Here is a 16,940-nt window from a genome sequence, read left to right as displayed (position 1 = left end):
TAGTTACCTCCCCTTCTTAGGCGAACTGTATGCCCGCCTGTATCTCCGCGGCGGTCTCCGGGGTGGTGAGCGCCGCCGCCAGGGCCAGCCCGAACCGGGTGGACACGCCCATGCCCCGGGCGGTGATGAACTGGCCGTCCCGGACTACGAAGCTATCGGAGAGCTCTCCGCCGCCCTCTGTGACGTCCTTCTGGAAACTTGGGAAGGCGGTGGCCTCCCGGCCCTTCAGGAGCCCCTTATGGGCCAGTATGGAGGGCGCGGCGCAGATAGCTCCAAGGAGTTTCCCCTCCCGTGCGCAGAAATCTATGAGCTCCTGGACTTTTGGGGACTTTTCCAGGTTCAGGGTCCCCGGGAGCCCCCCGGGCAGGATAACGCAGTCCAGACCGTCAGCCGTGGTCTCCGATATCTCAAGGTCGGCTGTTATGGGCACGCCGTTGGAGGAGCTTACCGTTTTGCCGGTGACCCCCACCGTTTCGACCTCCACCTTCGCCCGACGCAGTACGTCCACCGGGGCCATGGCCTCCACCAGCTCGAAGCCCTCCGCTAAAAGTACGTATACCATAAATATTGCTCCTTCCTAATATTTTAATCAAGGGCGGAGACCACCCGGCGGTGTATCTCCTCTATACTCAGGGGTTTGGCCCCTCTTGCGCACCCTATGGCCCGCCAGCCCAGCTTCTCTGCCGCGAATCTGGCGCACTGGGCGCAGCTCTCGAGGTAGCGCAGGTCCCGCTCGTGCAGGTCCTTTTTCTCGTCGTGTCCCCCGTACCTTTTTGAGAGCAGCTTCTGGGCCGCGTCAAGGGGCATATCCAGAAAGATGACCCGCTGGGGCCGGGGGAGACCCAGCCTTTCATATTCAAAGTCCTCTGCCCAGGAGATGTAGCCCTCCCACTGGGACCGGGGCAGCTTCTCCATCTGGTATATCATGTTGGAGGTGGTATATCTCCCGGCAAGTATCGTCACTCCGCTCTCATAGTCCCGCTGCCAGTCCTTTTTGAAGCTGGCGTAGCGGTCCACGGCGTAAAACGCCCCGGCGGCGTAGGCGTTAACGTCCCCGGGCTTATCCCCGAACTCGCCGCCAAGGTACATCTTCACCAGGGCCGAGGAGGGGGAGGAGTAGTCGGGGAAGGACACCGTGCGCACCGGGCCCCGCCGCCGGAGCTCCTGTTCCAAAAGGGGCAGCTGGGTGCTCTTGCCGCTGCCGTCCAGGCCCTCGAGAACTATCAAGCCCATATGACCGGCTCCTTTCCAAATTCCCTGATATATTCCATGACCTTTTCCCGGCTTTTGGCTTTCTCTATAAGCTCTCCGGGGTACAGCTTCAGACCTTCAGACAGTGGCCTTTTCCCGGCGGTATTCAGCGCCTTTAAAAGCTCCGTGTCCCGGCGCTTGCGTTCGGACTCTGACGGGGGCCAGCCCACGCCGAAGTCTCCGTCAAAGAGCTTCTCAAGGGTGCACTGTAGGTTTATCTCCCCACACCAGCCGAAGCCCAGGCCCAGGGGCAGTGAAGCCGCGTTGCCGCCGTTTATCCGGCCGAACAGAAACGCGTCCTGGGGAGTGGGCAGGTAGCCGCAGAGGACCCCGGGCAGACTGTTGCAGGCAAGCATCATCCCCTGGCCCGAGGAGCAGCCGGTGACTATGAAGTCCACCGCTCCGCTTGAGAGCAGGAGACTTGATAGAAAGGCGGTCTCCACATAGGACCAGTTCTCTGTCTCCTCCGGGAATACCCCGAAGTTTATCACCGTATGGCCGTGGGGTTCGGCGGCCTTTTTAGTGCAGTCGTATATCAGGGGGTTCTTCTCCCGCTGGGAGGAGGCCTGTATCACGCCGACCTTCATTTTCCGGCCCCCATCTTGCCAAAACGCTCCCGGACTTCATTGGCTTTGCCGCAGCTCATTTTCCCCTCGGGGCAGGAGCCCCTTAGGCAGGGGGGGCCGGCCTTTTTGAACAGGTCCGGAGCCACGGCCTTCACCTGTCGCAGCATTTCGTCGGCAAGGGCCCGTATCTCCCACTGGGCCCTGTTGCAGCAGCGGTGGGTGAAGAAGTTCATGAGCGACCGGGCGTTCATGGTGCAGATAAGCTTTGTGGCGCAGGCGTTGGGCAGGACGAAGCGGGCGTCCTCGATGGCCTTCTTCTCGGCTTTCCGCTTTGCTTCCTTTTCACTCAGGCCCTGGGCTAAAAATTCGGTTTCGTGCTTTCGCTGCAAGAGCTCCGCCAGCCGCTCGTAGTGCCGCTGGTCCTCCTCCATGGCTAATAAAAACTCCCGCTTTGTCTCGGGCATGGCTTCTATCTCCGGGGGCAGGACAAACTCAAAGGCGGACTCCTTTACATACCGCTGGCTCTGGACGCTGTAGGAGGCCAGCCGGTGGCGCGTCAGCTGTGCCAGCAGGGACCGGGACACCCCCTCTATGCCGAAGGTGAAGCTGGCGTGCTCGACGGGGCTCTCGTGGCCCAGTTCGGAGAGCATATTGATAAAGGAACTGGTCTTTTCCTCTGTAAGGCCCTCCATCACCGTGTCTATGTCCGCGGCGGCGTAGCAGAGCTTGGCGGCGCAGGCCACGGTGCGCTCGGGGTCGGGCGTATAAGCTAAAAGCTTTACGTTCATGGGTTTCCCTCCGTATTATCTGTCTGCCAGGGCAGCTTGCCGCCCCCGGCGGTGTATTCCTCAAGAAGCCTTGCGTACTCCTTGTCAAGCCCCACCAGCATTTCTCCGGCTGTGACGTCCCCGCTCTCAAGGCCGCTGAGAAGGGAGGAGAAGACCGGGTTATTTACGCCGGTGCTTTCCTCAAAGACCACCGGGGCGCTGGCGTAACGGTAGCTGGGGGTGTTCAAAAGGTCGGTTTCGCCGTACCAGCCGCCCTCCAGCAGGGAGGGCTCATAGGCCTCTATCTCCCGGTAGAGGGGCTTTACGCCATAGTCCTTGAGCTCCATATACATATGGGTGTTATTATCCGCGTTTGTCATATACCAGAGGAAATGCACGGCCTTTTCCGGCTCCGGGCTGTCCTTGTTCACCCCCCAGGCCGACCAGCCCAGCAGGGGGGCTGTCTTGCCGCCGATACCCTTTGGCAGGCCCACGGCGTACCAGTCCTCGTTCACCTTTCCGGGCATCTCCTTGCTGAGCCTTACCATATCCATGCCTGTGCCCAGGTACATCCCGGCTTCGCCGTCTATAAAGGCCCCTATGGGGTCCTCCGCCCCCATATCCAGCTTCAGCACCTGCTCGTAGGTCTCCGCGGCGTTTTGGGCGGATTCCAGGGTGAAGATGGTGCTGCCATCGGGCTGGTAGTACCCGAAGGCCGGGTCGGCAACGCGCCGCTGGCCCACCCAGCTCCAGAGCAGGGCGTCGAAGAGATAGGGCTTTACGGTCTTGTCTATGGCCAGCCGCCCTTTGTCACCAAGCTTCTCCCCGGCCACGAGAAAACGGTTCCAAACGTTTACCGACGCTTTCTCCTCCTCGTTGTAGTCCAGATTGTACTCGTGGAACCAGTCCCAGCGGTAGTAGAGCATTATCTGGTCGTAGCTAAAGGGGAGGGCGTAGATATTGTCCCCGCCCATAAAGCGCATTATAAGGCTTGCGGGGTTCGACACGGTGCCCTCGTCGGTCCAGGCCTCCTCGTAGGGGGTCAGGTCCAGGAGCCAGTCCGTGTTCCGGGGGAGCTGCTCCTTGTGCTTATAATAGGGGTCCTGGCCTGTGAACAGCTCGATATCCGGCGCGTTCCCGCCCCCGGCGGCTATTTTCTCGCCCCGGGCGTCGTATACGAGCTCTATCTCGGTGTCGGGGAAGTCGGCCTGATATTTTGCGATTATCTCCTTCATCACCCGCTCCAATGCCCCATTTGTGTTGATAAGGGCTATGTCCTCGGGCGACTCTATTGCTACAGTCAGCTTTGCGGGCCGACCGTCGTTCTTTGGCAGCAGGGGCTCGTCCGCCGCCACGGGCTCCGTCTGGCCGCAGCCCCCAAGGGTCAGGAGCGCCGCCAGGGCCGCGCCCAGCAGTCCCGCTTGTAGTCTCCGGCTTTTTTTCATATGACCACGCCTTTCTATCAACTCAGCCAAAAGGCCGGAATTTTCCAGTTTGCTCTTATTATAACGGCTTTTGCGGAAAAAAACAAGCCGCAGGAGCGAATATCTCTCCCGCGGCCCGGAAATTTACCGTCAGTTCATGATTTATACAATTTTTATATAGCCCTCTTTTCGGGGCTTCGGCTGGGGAGGCTGGCCCTCCGCGTAGCCCAGGGCCAGGGAGCCCACGCCCCGCAGGTCCTCGGGAAGGCCCCATTTTTTCAGCAGGGCCTTGCCCTCGGGCAGGTCGAACATCAGGTGCTCGCCGTGTATCCAGCAGGAGCTGACCCCCAGGGAGTGGGCCGCCGCCATCATGGTGTTGAGCACGCAGGAGCCGTCCTCCACAAAGGTGCCGGTGATATTGCTGTCCGCCAGCACCAGCACGATGGTGGGCGCGCCGTAGTAGGGGTCGCCGCTGCCGCCCCGGGCCTTTTTGTTGAGTTCCATGACGGCCTTGCGGTCCTCGGGGCTCTGCACGGCCACTATTACCGAGGGCTGCTTGCCCATGCCGCTGGGGGCGTAGGTGCCGGCCTCTAAAATGGCGTCAAGGGTTTCGGGGTCCACCTGGTCCGGCTTGTATTTTCGGACGCTCCGGCGGGTCTTAAGTACGTTCAGGGTATCGTTCTGCATATGAAATACCTTTCCTTCGGTTATTTGATAAGGCCGCACAGCTCCGCGGCAAGTTCAATAAGGCCCACGTTGTACCCAGCGCTGACGAAGCGGGCACAGCCCTCCTTATCAGCCAGCACGGCCAGGGGCAGATGGCCCGGCTCCTGGAACAGCCGCCGGGCCATGGTCTCGGCGGCGTATTCCTCCCAGGGGTGGGGGGTTATGCCGGGGCCGAAAGCCGCCTTTGGCTGGCGGCAGATAAAGTGTATAGGACAGGGAAATTCTCCAAAAGCTTTCAGCTCGTTTAAAAGGTGCTCTGTGGGCTCGGCCCCCGGGTCTATCCAGCACAGGAGCGCGGGGCCCCGGAAGCTGAAGCCCGGGTCGGGCAGGGGGAGCTTTTGCAGCAGGTCGTTGGGACTGGCCTTGCGGAAACTCACGGCCAGCTCTGTGGGCTCGTCAGGGGCCAGGGTGAAATCCGTAAGCCTTCCCAGCTGGGCTCCGCTTGGCAGGCGGACGGAGGTGATGAGCCGGTATTTTCCCGCAGGCAGTTCGGCTTCAGTGCCGGGGGGCATTGTGACGGCCCACCAGCCCTCCTTCCAGCGCATGAGCCCCACCGCGCCCTTGCCCTGGCCACGGCACAGGGTGAGCTTTCCCACCGGGCCGCTTGTATCGTGGGCAGAGCCGTCCTGCCAGAGCTCGGGCACTTCCCCGGCCGGGAAACGCTCCCAGGGCCATAGCCTGGGCTTCTTTGGCACAGAGCCGCCGCCGGGGTGGTGGCTGTCGTAGAGCTCCTTCGCGCGGTTTAGGGCCTTCTGCCGCTTGAGCCTTTCGGGTTCTGATAAGGCAAGGGGCTTTACACTGCTGCCTTCGGGGGGGAGGAAGTCGAAGCTGGCGGGAACAGAGTCCCTCTGGGGCAGAGAGAGCTCCACGGTGCCGGTCTCCGCCGTGTTTACAAGGAACTCGGCGGACATATTCCCCTGCCGGGCAGTTACCCAAAGGCTGCCAAGGCCAAGGCTCATAACGGCTTTCCCCCCGCTGTCAGTAGTGCGCTCGGCTATCTTCCTCAAAAGGCCCTCGTTAAGTACGTAATACTCAACGATAGCCCCTGTCAGGCTGTTGCCCGCTGCGTCGGTTATGTGAACCGTAAAGGGCCTTACCTTTGCATATCTTTGGGTGACGCTGATGTACGCCACGCCCTCCCGCAGGTCCACCTCCCGCAGGTCCTCCCCGGGCAGCAGCCGCTCCCAGTCCTCGTTATCGCCCACAAAGCACTTGGCGTGGCAGAGCATGGCCCGGCCCGCCGCCGGGAGAAACCAGCCCAGGTCCGGCCGGGGCTCGGGCTCGCAGGCTCCCAGAAAGCGCCAGCTATTGCCGTCGTAGGCCTCCACCCAGGCGTGGTTGTCGTCACAGTGAGACCACCAGGGGGCGTACACCTGCCGGGCAGCGACGCCGATGCTCCTCAGGGCGTTTACCGCGAACATGGATTCCTCGCCGCAGCGGCCGCAGCCGCTCTCGTATACCGACAGGGCCGAGGCCGTGCGTATGTCCGTGGAGCGGTAGGTAACGTTTTCGGCGCACCAGCGGTTTGCTTCGAGTATCGCTTCTGTCAGGCTTAAATCCTTTACCCTTGGGGCCAGCTCCTTATAGAACAGCTCCCGGCAGTCGGAGAGCTCCTCGTTGTTCACCCGGGGGCAGAGCACCCAGGAGAGGAACATCTCCTCTGAAAGCTCCCGGCACCAGGGCCAGTCCCTTCTGAGCAGGGCCCCGTGCTCCGCAAAACGCATGAAGAGCTCCGGGGGATAGTCCTCCAGGTCGTATTTTGGCAGGACGCTTATGATGTGTCTGTAGTAGTTTTCCGTCATTATTTAAGCTCCACCCTTATGACGGTATCCACCGGGTCCGGCAGCACCGGGTCCGGGCCCAGGTCCGCGAAGACTATGTCCGGGTAGTTGTCATATACCCAGCCCTTCGCTATCTTTATCTCCGCCCCGGAGTGGACCCAGCGCACGGATTTCACCTGCTCTTTGGAGAGCCCCTGCAAGGGCATGGCCCCGATGGTGTTCTCGAACAGGTGGTAGTAGAGGGTATTGCCCCGCCGTGTTATCCTGCCCACCTCCGGCTTCTCCATGCCGGCCTTGCCGCACCCATAGATGCTCTCGCCGTTCTTTTTCATCCACCTGCCGATACCGGCCAGTATCTCCAGGGACTGGTCGGGGATGTTGCCCTTTGCGTCCGGCCCCACGTTCAGAAGCAGGTTGCCGCCCTTTGAGACGCACTCCACCAGCTTCTTTATGAGCATACCGGCGGGCTTGAAGTTATTGTCAAGGGCGCAGTAGCCCCAGTTGTTGTTCATGGTGACGCAGGCCTCCCAGATGAGGTCGTTGCCGTTCTTGTCCAGCAGGCCGCCCGGCGGGATTATCTGCTCGGGGCTTACAAAGTCCCCGTGCCAGGGCTTTGGGTCCCCCTCGTACATGGAGCCGAAGCCCTCGCCGCTGACCTCCAGGCGGTTGTCGATGATTATGCCGGGCTGAAGCCCGCGCACCATGGTCACCAGCTCGTGGGCCCTCCAGGTCTCGCCGCGCATACATCTCTCGCCTTCGCCATAGGAGAAGTCGAACCACAGCACGTCCAGCCTGCCATAGTTGGTGCACAGCTCCCGCACCTGGCCGTGCAGGTACTCAAGGTACTTATTAAAGTCCCGGCCCTCGTTGCTCTCCTTGGGGTTATTTCTCATGGGGTGGTGCTGGTCTCCGTAGTGGGGATAGTCCGGGTGGTGCCAGTCCAGCAGGGAGTAGTACAGCCCCACCTTCAGCCCCTCGGCCCTGAAAGCGTCCAGGTACTCCCGCACCAGGTCCCGGCCGCATTTGGTGTTGGTGGACTTGAAGTCCGTCAGGGCGCTGTCGAAAAGGCAGAAGCCATCGTGATGCTTGGCGGTGAGCACGGCGTACTTCATGCCGGCCTCCTTGGCCGCCTTCGCCCACTGCCTGGGGTCGTAGTCCACGGGGTCAAACTCCTCGAAATACTGCAGGTACTCCTCCTCGGGCATTTCCTCGGGGCTCCTGACCCATTCGCCCCGGGCGGGGAGGGCGTAGATGCCCCAGTGGAGGAACATACCGAAGCGGGCCTCCTGATACCACTTCATTCTTTCTTCGTACTCTTTGCGGTTGAATTGATACATGGTTTTTGCTCCTTCATCCGTTAATTTATTTGTTATTATTTAAGTAAGGCCTCCAGCAGGCACACCGCGCTGGCCGCTATCCCCTCTCCGCTGCCGGTGAAGCCCAGGCCCTCCTCCGTCGTGGCCTTTACGCTGACCCGGCTTACATCAACCCCACAGGCGGCGGCGAGGTTCTCCCGCATACGGTCAATATAGGGCGCAAGCTTCGGCCGCTGGGCTATCACGGTGCTGTCGAGGTTCCCAATATCAAAACCCGCCTGCCGGACCCGGGCGCATACCTTTTCCAGCAGCTTAAGGCTGTCCGCCCCCTCATACTCCGGGTCGCTGTCCGGGAACAGCTTTCCGATGTCCCCCAGGGCCGCCGCCCCCAGTATCGCGTCCGAGATGGCGTGGGCCAGCACGTCCGCGTCCGAGTGGCCCAAAAGCCCCAGCTCATAGGGCACCTCCACGCCGCCGAGTATCAACCTCCTGTCCGGCACGAGCCTGTGCACGTCATAGCCGCTTCCAATGCGCATAGCTTCTCTCCTGTCTCCCGCCAGAGCCCGGGCCAGTATAAGGTCCTCGGGCGTGGTGAGCTTGAAATTTTTGTAGTCCCCGGGGGTGAGCTTTACCCGGCCCCCCGCCGCCTCTATGAGCTGGCAGTCGTCTGTATAGCTCAGGCCCTTTACCCGCGCCTTTTCGAGAGCATACAGATAGAGCTCCTTTTTAAAGGCTTGGGGGGTCTGCACGGCCATGAGCCGGTCCCGGGGCGGGGTGCTGTCCACGAAGCCGCCGCCGTCGGAGAGCTTGCAGGTGTCCTTTGAGGGCACCGCAGCTGTGGCCGCGCCGAAGCTCAGTGCGTCTTTGCACACGGCGGCTATCAGCTCCGGGCTTATAAAGGGCCGGGCCGCGTCGTGGAATACAAGGTAGCCGCAGTCCTCCGTAAGGGCCTGCACGCCGTTATACACCGACTCCTGGCGGTCCCTGCCCGCCGGGGCGAAGCATATCTCCTTGCCCGAGCCGGCGTTTAGCCTGAGGGCCAGCCGGGATATCTCCTCCATGTCCTCCTCCCGGCAGACTATGCATACTTCTTCGATATAGCCGCATTCCAAAAGGGCGCGCAGGCTTTTCAAAAGCACCGGCTCGCCGGAAAGTTCCAGAAGGACCTTGGAGCGGCCCGTTCCCATGCGGGAGGAGGCACCCCCCGCCGCCAGCACCGCGGCAAAGCTCTCGTTCATTGGACCCGCCCCCTTTCTCTCGTGTTTACTATAGCATATCCTCCCGGATTTTTCTACCTGTCTTTTAATATTTTCCCGCTTTATTTCCCTATTTTTGCAAAACCCATTGATTTGTCCCCGGAGTATATGCTATTATATCCCTGACTTGCAGAGAATCAAGGGGAAAATGTGAGGGGTTAATCTATGGATATTTTTTCGGTCTTCACCCTGCTGGGGGGCCTGGCCTTCTTCTTGTACGGCATGAACGTGCTGTCGTCGGCTCTGGAGAAGATGGTGGGCGGCAAGCTGGAGTCGGTGCTCAGGGTAATGACCTCAAACCGGTGGAAGGGTCTGGCTCTGGGGGCGGTGATAACCATCGCCATACAGTCCTCCTCCGCCATGACGGTAATGCTGGTGGGCCTTGTGAACTCCGGCATAATGGAGCTGTCCCAGACCATCGGGGTCATAATGGGCTCAAATATCGGCACCACGCTTACGGCCTGGATATTAAGCGCCGCGGGCATAGAGGGGGACAATATCTGGCTTAAAATGCTCAAGCCTGAGTCCTTTTCGCCCCTTCTGGCCCTTGTGGGCATACTGCTGATAATGACCTGCAAGCAGGGGCGCAAGCGGGACGCGGGCCATGTGCTCATCGGCTTTTCCATACTCATGACCGGCATGAGCTTTATGAGCCAGTCCGTCAGCCCCCTGGCGGATATGCCCGTATTCCAGGATATACTGGTCATGTTCAAAAACCCCCTTATGGGCGTGCTGCTGGGGGCCGTGGTCACCGGGGTCATACAGAGCTCGGCGGCCTCGGTGGGCATTTTGCAGTCCCTGAGTATGACCGGCAGCATCACCTTCGGCATGGCCATACCCATCATAATGGGCCAGAATATCGGCACCTGCGTTACCTCTCTGCTCTCAAGCGTCGGGGCCAACAAGAACGCCAAGCGTGTGACGGCGGTGCATATCTACTTCAACGTGCTGGGCACGGTGATATGCCTTCTGGGCTTCTACGCGCTGAACTCGCTGTTCCGGTTCGAGTTCACGGACTCGCCCATAAATGCCGTGGGCATTGCCCTTGTGCACAGCCTGTTCAACTTTATCACCACGGCCCTGCTGCTGCCCTTCTCAAAGCAGCTGGAGGGCCTGGCGAAGCTGACGGTCCGGGACACCAACGTCCGGGAGACCCTTCTGGACGAGCGGCTTATGCTCTCCCCGGCCTTCGCCATAAGCGAGTGCAGGGCTTTAGCTGTGAAGATGGCCCATACGGCCAGGGACTCCATGCTCAGCGCCATAGGGCTTACAAAGGAGTATGACGACGGCATAGCCCGGGAGATAACCGAACAGGAGGAGCAGCTGGACCTTTATGAGGATACCCTGGGCACGTTCCTGGTGAAGCTGAGCAGCAAGGATCTGTCCCAGGCGGACAGCAACGAGGCTGCGGAGCTTCTGCACGCCATAGGGGACTTCGAGCGCATAGGGGACCATGCCATGAACATTCTGCGGGCGGCACAGGAGATAGACGACAAGGGGCTGGAGTTTTCCGAGAAGGCCCAGGAGGAGCTGGGGGTCATAACCCAGGCCATTATAGATATATTGAACCTGACGGTGGACTCCTTCGAGCGGGAGGACACAAGGCTTGCCGCCCGGGTGGAGCCCCTGGAGCAGGTGGTGGACAGCCTTAAGCTGGAGCTTAAAAACAGGCACGTGCGGCGCTTGCAGGAGGGCCGGTGCACCATTGAGCTGGGCTTTGTGCTGACGGACCTTCTGACAAACTATGAGAGGGTTTCGGACCACTGCTCTAATATCGCGGTGACGGTGATACAGGTGAAGGACTCGGCGCTGGAGAACCATGGGTATCTGAACCAGCTGAAGAGCTCTGGCAGCCCGGAGTTTACCAGGGAGTATGAGCAGAGCCTGCAAAGGTACGTGCTGCCGGTAAGCGGCGGGCAGGCGACGGAATAGTTCAATAATATGAAGGGAGCCTTCTGCGGGCTCCTTTTTTTGCAGGGTAATGTAAATTATTAAAATCTTTTTGTAATATATACTTGACTTTTTGGAATGAATAGTGTACACTAAGGGCATGGAGGTGATGGCTTGGGCAAAAACCTTAAGATGAAGGCCGCAAGGGCTGCCAAGGGGCTCACCCAGCAGGAGCTGGCCGACAGGGTGGGCGTGACAAGGCAGACCGTGGTGGCCATCGAAAAGGGGGACTACAACCCCACCGTCCGGCTGTGCGTGGACATCTGCCGCGCCCTGGGCGTGACCCTCAACGAGCTTTTCTGGCCCGGGGAGGACGAACGGTAATTTTGAAAGGAGAGCATCAAAAATGAAAAAATGCTTTATGGGAGACGACGGACTGGACGAGCGGCAGCTGCTGCTGAGAGGGGACGTGTATAAGCATTCGCTGATACTGATGATGGCCCTGCTGCTTATCGACGGGTTTTTGAGGGACGAGGGGATAGTCTGGGCCCAGGGAATGTGGGGAAATATTCTCATATTCTGGGCCGGGATGGGGCTTGCGCTGGTGGAGTTTATCCTGCGGGACATTTTACCCCGCAGCCGCAGGCAGAACTCGCTGTATATTTTCCTGGGGCTATGCGGGCTGGTGCTGGCGGTGCTGATCGGCACGAGCATCTTTATCGGCCACGAGCCCCTCATAGAAAACGGCGCGCTGAACACCCGGGGCGCGGGGCTGATACAGGCGGCGGTGATGCTGGGGGTATGCCTGCTGTTTATAGGCAAGCGGGTGTATGACGGGCGCAGAAGGGACGAGGAGTGACGGATAATATGGGGCTTCCGGGAGACCGGGAGCTCTTATTTTTTACCCCTTGCATATTACCTGAATTCCATGTAAAATAGGTGTATAGTAAACGCGGTTAATAAGCGCGTTTACTATTCCAACCTTTCTAAAGCACAAAATCTTCAAAAAGTCCGTCGTACCGTGTCGATAAAAGATATTTTTTCCTCTCATAGCCGCCCCTTAGGTGCAAATAATGCTAATGTAGCAAACTTATTTGGACAGGGGGGCTGCCGCCAATGAACGAGACGCAAGCCTGGAACTGCTTTGCCCGGTCCGGCCGGGTGGAGGACTATCTGCGCTATGTGCAGGTAAGGAGCATAGATCATAGGGAGGAGGTTCTCCGTGGCAGAGAAGAAGCAGAAGACCCGGGGGCTTATCCTTCGGGAGATGACCCTGGGGGAGAGCGACCGGCTGGTCACGGTCCTCACTGAGGACCAGGGCGTTATCAGGGCCTTTGCCCGCCGGGCCAAGAATCTCTCCGACGGCAAAAACGCCGCCACAAGCCTTTTGTGCTACTCCCGCCTGGACCTTTACCGGGGCCGGGAGCGGTACATAATAAACTCCGCCATACCCATAGAGACCTTTTTCGGTCTGCGCTCGGATATAGTGGCCCTGGCCCTTGCCCAGTACCTCTGCCAGTTTACAGAGGAGCTGGTGCCCGAGGGGCCGGACTCCGGGGAGTATCTGCGGCTGGTGCTAAACACCCTGCATTTCCTGTCGGAGGGCAGCCGTCCCCCGGAGCTTTTAAAGGCCCTTATAGAGCTCCGTATGCTTTCTATGTCCGGATTTATGCCGGACCTGGTGGCCTGCGCCGCCTGCGGGGCCTATGAGTCGGAGCGCATGTTCCTCCGGGTCACCAGGGGGGAACTCTACTGTGAAAAGTGCTACCTTCAGAAGGACACCCCCGCCCTGGGCCTGTCGCCCGCAGCCCTTACCGCTATGCGGCACATTATCTATTCGCCCCTGGAAAAGGCCTTTGCCTTCGCCCTTAAAGGCGCGCCCCTTCGGGAGCTCTCGGAGGCCGCCGAGGCCTATTCCATAAGCGTCCTGCAAAGGCGGCTTAAGACCCTGGATTTTTACCACAGCCTTTTAACTTAGGAGAAACTTATGAACAGACATATTATATTTGACAGAGCCCGGCGCTATCTTGCGGCGGAGCTGGGGTGCCTCCCGGAGGAACTGTCCGGTTCCGGGACGCTCTACGTGCAAAATGACCGCGCCGGACAGCCCTATTTGAAGCTTGCGGCCATCGGGGAGCGGGTAATAGTCTCCGCGTCCCCGGAGCTGCTCCCCGGGGCGCGAAGGCTCACAGAGGGCCGCAGCCGGGACGAGATATTCGAGCTGCCCCTGGTTTACGGGCAGACCATACACTTTGTCCCGGACCATGTGCCTGATCTGCCACTGCCCGGTGGCTATGATTACCGCCTGCTGGAGAGGGACGGCGTGTATGAGCTTGCGGGGCTTGAGGGCTTTCCCAACTCCCTGGCCTTTGACGAAGACGGCCATACCGGCACGGGCATAGTGTTCTTTGCCAAAAGCGGGGACAGGATAATAGCCCTTGCCGGGGCCGGGGAGGAGTACGAGGGCCTGTGGGAGATGGGCGTGGACACGGACCCCGCCCACCGGGGAGAGGGCCTTGGGGCGGCGCTGGTGGCGCGGCTCTCGAGGGAGCTGATGGCCCGGGGGCAGGCGCCCTTCTACAGCGCGTCGGTGACGAATATAGGCTCCCAGTCGGTGGCCCACCGGGCGGGGCTTCGGCCCCTATGGGTGGATACCTACAGCAATACGCTTTTGGAAGACTACATATATAAAGATATCACTATAAATTGAGGATAATACTATGGATAAAAATTATAGAGCCTTAGAGCTCGACAAGATACTCGACCTTGTGGCGGCGGAGACCACCTGCGACGACGCGGCAGAGGCCGTGCGTTCTATAGAGCCGGTGAAAAGCGCCGGAGAGGCCCGGCTGCTCCTGGAGGAGACGGACGCGGCCTTTGTGCTGATGGCCAAGTTCGGCGGGCCCAGCTTCAGGGATCTGAAGAACGTAAGTAACCCCCTGCGCCGGGCACAGGCCGGGGGCAGCCTTGGCATGAGAGAGCTTCTGGACGTGGCGGGGACGCTGCGCTCCATACGCTCCCTACAAAGCTGGCACGATAAATCTGCGGGCATGAGGACGGCCCTTTCGGACCGCTTCTCGGTGCTGACCCCAAACAAGTACCTTGAGGAGAAGATATTTACCTCGATAGTCAGCGAGGAGGAGATGGCCGACGCGGCCTCCCCGGCCCTTGCCACCATACGCCGGAAAATACGCAACGCCTCGGCCCGGGCCCGGGACCAGCTGGACAAGCTGGTGCGCTCCCCGGCTCACCAGAAGCACTTGCAGGAGAGCATCATAACCCAGCGGGGCGGCAGGTACGTGGTACCGGTAAAGGCCGAGTTCCGGGGAGAGGTGCCCGGGCTTGTGCACGACACCTCCTCCAGCGGGGCCACGGTGTTCATCGAGCCCATGAGCGTGGTGGAGGCTAACAACGAAATACGCGTATTGCAGTCGGAGGAGCTGGAGGAAATAAACCGCATACTGCGGGAGCTTTCCGCAGAAGCGGGGGAGTTTGCCGACGGCATCATACACAGCTATAAGTGCGCCGTGGAGCTGAACGTCATCTTCGCCAAGGCCCAGACCGCCTACCGCATGAAGGCCGTGACGCCAACTGTGCGGGAGGACGGCGTGACAGAGCTGCACGCCGCCCGACACCCTTTAATACACAAGGAAAAGGTGGTGCCCACGGATATAAGCCTTGGGAAAAGCTTCGACACCCTTATCATCACCGGGCCCAATACAGGCGGCAAGACCGTGGCCCTGAAGACCGTAGGGCTCTTGTCGCTGATGGCCATGTGCGGGCTGATGATACCCGCCGGGGAGGGCAGCGAGGTATCTGTCTTTGACCATATCCTGGCGGATATCGGGGACGAGCAGAGCATTGAGCAGAGCCTGTCCACCTTCTCGGCCCACATGACAAATATCATAAGCATTCTTAAAGCGGCGGACGAAAAAAGCCTGGTGCTCCTGGACGAGCTGGGCGCGGGCACGGACCCGGTGGAGGGGGCGGCCCTGGCGGCGGCCATAATCGAGGAGCTGAGGGGCAAGGGAGTGAAGCTTGCCTGCACCACCCACTACGCGGAGCTGAAGGCCTACGCCTTGCAGACACCGGGGGTGGAGAACGGCTGCTGCGAGTTCGATGTGGAGAGCCTAAGGCCCACCTACCGGCTCCTTATCGGCGTGCCGGGCAAGTCCAACGCCTTTGCCATATCAAAGCGGCTTGGTTTAGAAGAGCGGATAGTGGACCGGGCCGGGGAGCTGGTCTCAAGGGAGAGCAGCGAGTTTGAGAAGGTCATAGGCCGCCTTGAGGAGGACCGGCGGAAACTCCAGGACGAGCTGGAGCTTGCGAAGAAGGCGGCGGCCAGAGCCCGGGACAGCATCAGAGAGGCTGAAGCCAAACAGGCCGAAGCCGGGGTCCAGGCCAAGCGGGAGCTGGAACAGGCCCGCAAGGAGGCTACTGACATCGTGGCGAAGACCCGCAGGCAGGCGGACGCGCTCTTAAACGAGCTGGACGAAATGAGACGGCAGAAGAATAAGAGCCTTTCAGCCGAGCAGAAGGCCCGGCTGCGTTCCGGTATGCGGGATATGGAGGCCTCGGCGGACCCGGTGCACAGGCGCGAGGTTGGGGATTATACCCTGCCAAGGGAGCTTAGAACCGGGGACAATGTGCTGATATTCGACCTTGATAAAAAGGCCGTGGTGCTGGAGGCCCCCAGAGACGGCCAGGTTTTGGTCCAGGCGGGGATAATCAAGACCCGGGTGGATGTGAAAAACCTGCGGCTGCTGGAGGAGAAGCAGAAGGATAGGCCACGGGGCCGGACGGTGACGAAGAACGTGTCCGCGCCGGAGGCCGGCACCAGCCTGGACCTTCGGGGTATGAACGCCGACGAGGCGCTTATGGAGGTGGACGGCTTCCTGGACAGGGTGGGCCGCATGGGCCTTGCCCAGGTGACCATCATCCACGGCAAGGGCACCGGGGTACTGCGGGCCGCAGTGCAGAAGCACCTGAGACGCTGCCCGGGGGTGAAGAGCTTCAGGCTCGGGGCTTTTGGCGAAGGGGAGAGCGGGGTCACCATTGTGGAGCTGAAGTAATGGCCCCCGGCCCTTGACCTGCGCCACCCAAATGTGCTATAATGTACGTCACGAATTTGCAAAAGAGGTGCATGGCTATGGAACATAAATACGCCTCCGACTGCCACAGCCACTCCAACTGTTCCCCGGACGGAGAGCACTCCCCGGGGGCTATGGCGGAGCGGGCCCGGGAGCTGGGGCTTTACGCCTATACCCTCACGGACCACTGCGAGTGCAACGAGTATGAGGGGAAGTACAGGGAGCGGCAGGCCATTGCTTGGGCGGAGATGGAGAAGCTCAGTGTGCCAAAGGGGCTTGTCTTTCTTAAAGGCATAGAGCTGGGCCAGGCCACCCAGAACCCGGAGGGGGCCAGGGAGGCCGTGGAGAAATATCCATACGATTTTGTGATAGGGTCCCTGCACAACCTTCGGGATAAAGAGGACTTCTACTATATGGACTGCCGGGAGAAGCCCCGGGAGGAGATAGATGGACTTCTGGACACCTATTGGGACGAGCTTTTGGAGATGATAGAACTGGGGGGCTTTGACAGCCTGGGCCACCTGACATATCCCCTGCGGTACATCCAGGGGGAGCAGGGAGTTATAGTTGACCTGGAGCGGCATTATGAAAAAATCGACGGGGTATTTAAAAGCCTTATGGAGCACAAAAAGGCCCTTGAGGTCAACAGTTCGAGCTTCTTTAACGGGCTGGGGGAGACCATGCCCGGGCCGGGGCTGCTTAGGCGGTACTATGAGCTGGGGGGCAGGCTTCTGACCTTCGGCTCCGACTCCCACCGCATGGAGCATCTGGGCCGGGGCATAGACCGGGCCATGGCAGAGGCAAGGGCGATAGGCTTTACCGAGTTTGCGCTATACAGGCAGCACGAGCCCGTAATGCTGCCGCTGGAATAAT

16 protein-coding genes are annotated in these 16,940 nt (G+C 60.2%); 7 read left to right on the top strand and 9 right to left on the bottom strand.

Translation table 11 applies throughout. From position 1 onward, the window contains the following. Positions 1–16 precede the first annotated feature (16 nt). From ADH66_RS15690 to ispF, 9 genes are all read right to left on the bottom strand, one after another. On the bottom strand, positions 17–562 hold the full coding sequence (locus tag ADH66_RS15690) for a DJ-1 family glyoxalase III (protein WP_066538896.1): 546 nt from the start codon (positions 560–562) through the stop codon (positions 17–19). A 23-nt stretch (positions 563–585) separates the two neighbouring features. Beyond that, on the bottom strand, positions 586–1,233 hold the full coding sequence (locus ADH66_RS15685; RefSeq protein ID WP_066538897.1) for a dTMP kinase: 648 nt from the start codon (positions 1,231–1,233) through the stop codon (positions 586–588). Then, entirely contained in the window at positions 1,224–1,838 is a 615-nt protein-coding gene (locus ADH66_RS15680; protein WP_066538898.1) for an RpiB/LacA/LacB family sugar-phosphate isomerase, read from the bottom strand. Before ADH66_RS15680 ends, ADH66_RS15685 begins: the two co-directional genes overlap by 10 nt. Further along, on the bottom strand, positions 1,835–2,605 hold the full coding sequence (gene thyX / locus ADH66_RS15675) for an FAD-dependent thymidylate synthase (protein WP_066538899.1): 771 nt from the start codon (positions 2,603–2,605) through the stop codon (positions 1,835–1,837). Before thyX ends, ADH66_RS15680 begins: the two co-directional genes overlap by 4 nt. Further along, positions 2,602–4,029: an ABC transporter substrate-binding protein gene (locus ADH66_RS15670; RefSeq protein ID WP_066538900.1), complete on the bottom strand. Its 1,428-nt coding sequence runs from the start codon at positions 4,027–4,029 to the stop codon at positions 2,602–2,604. The genes thyX and ADH66_RS15670 overlap by 4 nt, the downstream gene beginning before the upstream one ends. Positions 4,030–4,170: 141 nt before the next feature. Next, a complete protein-coding gene (locus ADH66_RS15665) occupies positions 4,171–4,695 on the bottom strand; it encodes a nitroreductase family protein (protein WP_066538902.1) in 525 nt (174 codons plus the stop codon). Positions 4,696–4,715: 20 nt separating this feature from the next. Further along, a complete protein-coding gene (locus ADH66_RS15660) occupies positions 4,716–6,536 on the bottom strand; it encodes a transglutaminase-like domain-containing protein (protein ID WP_066538904.1) in 1,821 nt (606 codons plus the stop codon). Beyond that, positions 6,536–7,852 carry an alpha-L-fucosidase gene (locus ADH66_RS15655; RefSeq protein ID WP_066538905.1) on the bottom strand — a complete coding sequence of 439 codons (1,317 nt, stop codon included), beginning with the start codon at positions 7,850–7,852 and terminating at the stop codon, positions 6,536–6,538. The genes ADH66_RS15660 and ADH66_RS15655 overlap by 1 nt, the downstream gene beginning before the upstream one ends. Before the next feature lie 35 nt (positions 7,853–7,887). Next, positions 7,888–9,069: a 2-C-methyl-D-erythritol 2,4-cyclodiphosphate synthase gene (ispF, locus tag ADH66_RS15650; RefSeq protein WP_066538906.1), complete on the bottom strand. Its 1,182-nt coding sequence runs from the start codon at positions 9,067–9,069 to the stop codon at positions 7,888–7,890. 183 nt (positions 9,070–9,252) lie between these two features. Here ispF and ADH66_RS15645 point away from each other — a divergent pair, with 183 nt between their 5' ends. The 7 genes from ADH66_RS15645 (at position 9,253) to ADH66_RS15615 (ending at position 16,939) form a co-directional block, all read left to right on the top strand. After that, the gene (locus tag ADH66_RS15645) at positions 9,253–11,019 is read left to right on the top strand and encodes a Na/Pi cotransporter family protein (RefSeq protein WP_066538907.1); all 1,767 of its coding nucleotides are present in this window, start codon (positions 9,253–9,255) and stop codon (positions 11,017–11,019) included. Positions 11,020–11,169: 150 nt separating this feature from the next. Further along, positions 11,170–11,361, top strand: coding sequence for a helix-turn-helix transcriptional regulator (locus ADH66_RS15640; protein WP_066541883.1), 192 nt, complete (start codon positions 11,170–11,172; stop codon positions 11,359–11,361). Between the two features lie 22 nt (positions 11,362–11,383). After that, positions 11,384–11,836, top strand: coding sequence for a hypothetical protein (locus ADH66_RS15635; RefSeq protein WP_066538909.1), 453 nt, complete (start codon positions 11,384–11,386; stop codon positions 11,834–11,836). Positions 11,837–12,199: 363 nt separating this feature from the next. After that, positions 12,200–12,955, top strand: coding sequence for a DNA repair protein RecO (gene recO / locus ADH66_RS15630; protein WP_236757083.1), 756 nt, complete (start codon positions 12,200–12,202; stop codon positions 12,953–12,955). Positions 12,956–12,964: 9 nt separating this feature from the next. Beyond that, positions 12,965–13,687, top strand: a complete 723-nt coding sequence (locus tag ADH66_RS15625; protein ID WP_066538911.1) for a GNAT family N-acetyltransferase — start codon at positions 12,965–12,967, stop codon at positions 13,685–13,687. 10 nt (positions 13,688–13,697) lie between these two features. Next, positions 13,698–16,049: an endonuclease MutS2 gene (locus ADH66_RS15620; protein WP_066538913.1), complete on the top strand. Its 2,352-nt coding sequence runs from the start codon at positions 13,698–13,700 to the stop codon at positions 16,047–16,049. 77 nt (positions 16,050–16,126) lie between these two features. Continuing rightward, complete coding sequence (locus tag ADH66_RS15615) at positions 16,127–16,939, top strand: histidinol-phosphatase HisJ family protein (RefSeq protein WP_066538915.1); 813 nt, start codon at positions 16,127–16,129, stop codon at positions 16,937–16,939. The last annotated feature ends 1 nt before the right edge of the window (position 16,940 follow it).

It is taken from the genome of Acutalibacter muris (assembly GCF_002201475.1).
Lineage (GTDB): Bacteria > Bacillota > Clostridia > Oscillospirales > Acutalibacteraceae > Acutalibacter > Acutalibacter muris.
Note: the sequence above shows the minus strand (reverse complement) of the source record. Positions and strands in the feature narration are given on the sequence as shown.

Excerpts from the sequence above, each read along its gene's own strand:
- ADH66_RS15660 (WP_066538904.1), bottom strand. The coding sequence starts at position 6,536 with ATGACGGAAAACTACTACAGACACATCATAAGCGTCCTGCCAAAATAC.
- ADH66_RS15670 (WP_066538900.1), bottom strand. The coding sequence starts at position 4,029 with ATGAAAAAAAGCCGGAGACTACAAGCGGGACTGCTGGGCGCGGCCCTG.
- ADH66_RS15690 (WP_066538896.1), bottom strand. The coding sequence starts at position 562 with ATGGTATACGTACTTTTAGCGGAGGGCTTCGAGCTGGTGGAGGCCATG.
- ADH66_RS15655 (WP_066538905.1), bottom strand. The coding sequence starts at position 7,852 with ATGTATCAATTCAACCGCAAAGAGTACGAAGAAAGAATGAAGTGGTAT.
- ispF (WP_066538906.1), bottom strand. The coding sequence starts at position 9,069 with ATGAACGAGAGCTTTGCCGCGGTGCTGGCGGCGGGGGGTGCCTCCTCC.
- ADH66_RS15640 (WP_066541883.1), top strand. The coding sequence starts at position 11,170 with ATGAAGGCCGCAAGGGCTGCCAAGGGGCTCACCCAGCAGGAGCTGGCC.
- ADH66_RS15665 (WP_066538902.1), bottom strand. The coding sequence starts at position 4,695 with ATGCAGAACGATACCCTGAACGTACTTAAGACCCGCCGGAGCGTCCGA.
- ADH66_RS15615 (WP_066538915.1), top strand. The coding sequence starts at position 16,127 with ATGGAACATAAATACGCCTCCGACTGCCACAGCCACTCCAACTGTTCC.
- ADH66_RS15635 (WP_066538909.1), top strand. The coding sequence starts at position 11,384 with ATGAAAAAATGCTTTATGGGAGACGACGGACTGGACGAGCGGCAGCTG.
- ADH66_RS15625 (WP_066538911.1), top strand. The coding sequence starts at position 12,965 with ATGAACAGACATATTATATTTGACAGAGCCCGGCGCTATCTTGCGGCG.
- ADH66_RS15685 (WP_066538897.1), bottom strand. The coding sequence starts at position 1,233 with ATGGGCTTGATAGTTCTCGAGGGCCTGGACGGCAGCGGCAAGAGCACC.
- thyX (WP_066538899.1), bottom strand. The coding sequence starts at position 2,605 with ATGAACGTAAAGCTTTTAGCTTATACGCCCGACCCCGAGCGCACCGTG.
- ADH66_RS15620 (WP_066538913.1), top strand. The coding sequence starts at position 13,698 with ATGGATAAAAATTATAGAGCCTTAGAGCTCGACAAGATACTCGACCTT.
- ADH66_RS15680 (WP_066538898.1), bottom strand. The coding sequence starts at position 1,838 with ATGAAGGTCGGCGTGATACAGGCCTCCTCCCAGCGGGAGAAGAACCCC.
- ADH66_RS15645 (WP_066538907.1), top strand. The coding sequence starts at position 9,253 with ATGGATATTTTTTCGGTCTTCACCCTGCTGGGGGGCCTGGCCTTCTTC.